Annotated in this window: 4 protein-coding genes and 1 pseudogene; 2 read left to right on the forward strand and 3 right to left on the reverse strand. The window is 75.1% G+C overall.

Annotated features, from left to right (window positions below; genetic code table 11):
• Window positions 1-170 precede the first annotated feature (170 nt).
• Entirely contained in the window at window positions 171-677 is a 507-nt protein-coding gene (locus F8A92_RS18185) for a DUF2771 family protein (RefSeq protein WP_194291586.1), read from the forward strand.
• A gap of 19 nt (window positions 678-696) precedes the next feature.
• On the opposite strand, the gene F8A92_RS19435 is transcribed toward F8A92_RS18185, so the two are convergent.
• From F8A92_RS19435 to F8A92_RS18200, 3 genes are all read right to left on the reverse strand, one after another.
• Window positions 697-1,080, reverse strand: a complete 384-nt coding sequence (locus tag F8A92_RS19435) for a cold-shock protein (protein WP_153506596.1) — start codon at window positions 1,078-1,080, stop codon at window positions 697-699.
• A gap of 62 nt (window positions 1,081-1,142) precedes the next feature.
• Entirely contained in the window at window positions 1,143-1,754 is a 612-nt protein-coding gene (locus F8A92_RS18195) for an HAD family hydrolase (protein ID WP_228389573.1), read from the reverse strand.
• Between the two features lies 1 nt (window position 1,755).
• On the reverse strand, window positions 1,756-1,959 hold the full coding sequence (locus F8A92_RS18200; protein WP_153506598.1) for a hypothetical protein: 204 nt from the start codon (window positions 1,957-1,959) through the stop codon (window positions 1,756-1,758).
• A gap of 112 nt (window positions 1,960-2,071) precedes the next feature.
• Here F8A92_RS18200 and F8A92_RS18205 point away from each other — a divergent pair.
• Window positions 2,072-3,342 (forward strand): annotated as a pseudogene (locus F8A92_RS18205) (hypothetical protein); the annotation flags it as partial.

The raw sequence follows: 3,342 nt of genomic DNA on the forward strand, positions 1-3,342 counted from the left end.
CGCCGTCCGCCGGCGCACGACGACCGCCCAGCGCCTCCGGACGACCGCCCGCCCGCTCAGGACTGGCTGTCCACGCCGGCACCCTCCGTCCGCCCGACCGAGGCGCTGCCGGACTTCCGCGCCGCCGGGCTCCGCCCGCCACCCCCACCGACCCCGAGAGATCGTTCCGAGTGAGCTCACCCATCCCCGGCACGCGCCGTCGCGGCGCGCGCCCGGTCATCGTCGCCGCCGTCCTCGCCCTCAGCGCCCTGCTCGCGGCCTGCTCGGGAGCCGACCCCAAGCCGCAGATCAGCATCGCCGCCGGCGAGGCCAAGACCACCGTCGAGCCGACGCTGTACTGCGTCGGAGGCCACGCCGAGCTCGCCGGCGACAAGGCGTCGACCGCGGCCCTGGAGGTCAAGCCGGACACGAAGGTCACCGTCGAGGTCCCCAAGGAGGTCGCGGACGCCGGCTGGACGATCCAGATCTGGTCGGTCAGCGACTCCGGGGAGGGACCGGTGCCGTATCAGCAGATCGGCAACGTGCCGGTCGGCACGAAACGCAGCTTCGACGGCTTCACCACCTCGGACGCCGTCCCGAGCCGGTACTTCGTCATCGTGGCGCTGCCGGAGGACGCCAAGTGCGACGCGAAGGGCTCGGCGGGCATCTGGACGGTGCTGGTGTCGCGGGTCTCCTGACCCTCGCGGGCGAGGCGGCTCAGGCGTCGAGGTCGTCGGCGACGGCGCGCAGCACCGTCGCGACCTTCTTGCCGTGCGAGCGGTCGGGGTAGCGGCCGCGGCGCAGCTGGTTGGAGACGTCGTCGAGCAGCTTGATGAGGTCCTCGACGATCGGGGTGAGCTCCTCGGGCTTGCGGCGGGTGGCGGCGACGACGGAGGGGGCCGGGTCGAGCACCCGCAGCGACAGCGCCTGCGGGCCGCGGCGTCCGTCGGCGATGCCGAACTCGACGCGCTGGCCCTTCTTGAGCTCGCCGACACCGGTCGGCAGGGCTGACTTGGGCACGAAGACGTCGTCCCCGCTCTCCTGCGACACGAAGCCGAAACCCTTCTCGGCGTCGTACCACTTCACACGTCCGCTTGGCACAAGTCCCTCACTTCATCGATGGCGCGACCGCGCCGGATCTGCTCAGCCAAGCCTAGTCGGGCTCAGCCGTAGGTGGCGGCCAGCCAGCCCGGCAGCTGGTCGAGGCCGGTGAGCAGGACGTCGGCCCCCGCGGCCCGCAGCGCCTCCGGTCCGATGCCGCCGGTCGGGACACCGACCGCGACGGCCCCGGCCGCCTTGGCCGAGCGCATGTCCCCCTCGTGGTCACCGACGTAGACGTCGGCGCCCTCCTCGCGCAGCGCCTCCGTCTTGCCCGACTCCCACCGGTCGCCGATCAGCCGGTCGTACGGCAGGTCGAGGTGCTGCAGGTGCAGCAGCGCGTTGGGCTCGTGCTTGCCGGTGAGCACCACGATCCGGCCGCCGAGCTCCCGCACGGCGGCGAGCGCCGCCCGGGCGCCGGGCAGCACGACGGTGGGCTCCACGGCGACGCTCGGGTACAGCGCCCGGAAGCGGGCGATGGCGGGCTCGAGCTGCTCGGGGGCCAGATACGGCGAGAGCATGTGCGACAGCGGGGGCCCGAGCACCTCGACGTGCCGCTCGACGTCGATGCCGTACGCCGACTCGGCGTTCAGCCGGTGCAGGATCGCCGCGATCCCCGGGCGCGAGTCGACCAGGGTCATGTCCAGGTCGAACCCGACGACCAGGCCGCCGGTCACCTCAGCGGGCAGGCCGCGCGGTCGGGTGCTCGTACCGCAGCGCGGCGATCGGCAGCGGGAAGCGGATGTCCTCCCCGAACGGCGACAGCGCGCCGGTCACCGACGACACGAGCTCGGTGACGGCGTGCTCGCCCGGCCCGGCCGGCCACGTCGGGTGGATGGTCTCCAGCTCACGGTGCTGCTTGCGAACGACCTCGGTGGCCATGGGCCTCTCCTCCTGCTGGCGCGGCGGCGACCCGCCGCCGCGATCCGGTGCTGCTGCCCAGCCTACCGGTGCTCGCCGCGCGCCGACCCCACGGCGTACTACCGTGATACGGATGACCAGTCGCCCGCCCCGCACGCTCGCGGACTGGCTGGCCCGCCAGGACGACGCCTTCCTCGCCCGCCTCGTCCGGGGTCGCCCGGACGTCGCGTTCCCGCCGCCGCAGGACCTCTCGGCGCTCGCCTCGCGCCTGTCGGTTCGCATCTCGGTCAGCCGCGCCCTCGACGACCTCGACGCGTGGGACCTGCAGGTCCTCGACGGGCTGCTGCTGGCGACCGGCCCGGCCGGCGTCGACGACGTGCTGGGCATGCTCGTCGGCGCGGGCCGCGACGACGTGCAGCAGGCCGTCGACCGGCTGCGCGCCCTCGCCCTGGTGTGGGGCGCGGACGACGCGCTCAACGTCACCTCGGCGGTGCGGGAGGCGGCGAGCAGGTTCGTCGGTGGCCTCGGGCGACCGGCCGCCGAGCTGCTGATCGCCTACCCGAGCGACGACATCCGCACGGTGATGCGCCATCTGGGCCTGCCGTACGCCTCCCAGCCGGGCGCCACGGCGCTGGTCTGCGAGCGGCTGCGCAACCCCGACGCCGTGCGCGCGCTCATCGACGCGGCGCCGGACGGCGCCGCCGCGGTGCTCGAGCGGCTCAGCGGGGCGATCCCCACCGGTGAGCTGGCGAACGCCGACCGGCTGCCCGACGTCGCCGACTCGTCCACGCCGCCGGTCCGGTGGCTGCTGGCGCACGGGCTACTGGCGTACGTCGGACCGAGCCACCTGGAGCTGCCCCGCGAGGTCGGCATGGTGCTGCGCGGCGCCGCGACGCTGGGCGCGGCGCGGCTCGCGCCGCCGCCGCCCGAGACGGCCACGCTGACCCAGCAGGACGCCGACGGCGCCGGCGCCACCAACCTGCAGGAGGCGACCCGGCTCGCGGCCGAGCTGCTGCGCCACATCGGCGCCGACGAGCCCCGGGTGCTGCGCAGCGGCGGCATGGGCACCCGCGAGGTGAAGCGGCTGGCCAAGCAGCTGGGCGTGGACCTCCCCACCACCCACCTGCTGCTGCACGTGACCGCCGCCGCCGGGCTGCTGGCGCACACCTCGGCGTACGAACCGGTGTGGCTGCCGACGCCGCGCTACGACGACTGGCTCGACGAGCCGGTCGAGCGGCAGTGGGCCGGCCTCGCGGAGGCCTGGCTGGCGATGCCGGCGCTGGCCTGGCTGGCCGACGGCCCGGACGCCGCGCACGTGCTCTCCGACGGCACCCACCGGGTCGGCGCCGCGGCCATGCGCAGCCGCGTGCTGCAGACGGCCCGCGACCTGGGCGCCGGGCGGGT

The organism is Cumulibacter manganitolerans (genome assembly GCF_009602465.1).
In the GTDB taxonomy this organism is placed as follows: domain Bacteria; phylum Actinomycetota; class Actinomycetes; order Mycobacteriales; family Antricoccaceae; genus Cumulibacter; species Cumulibacter manganitolerans.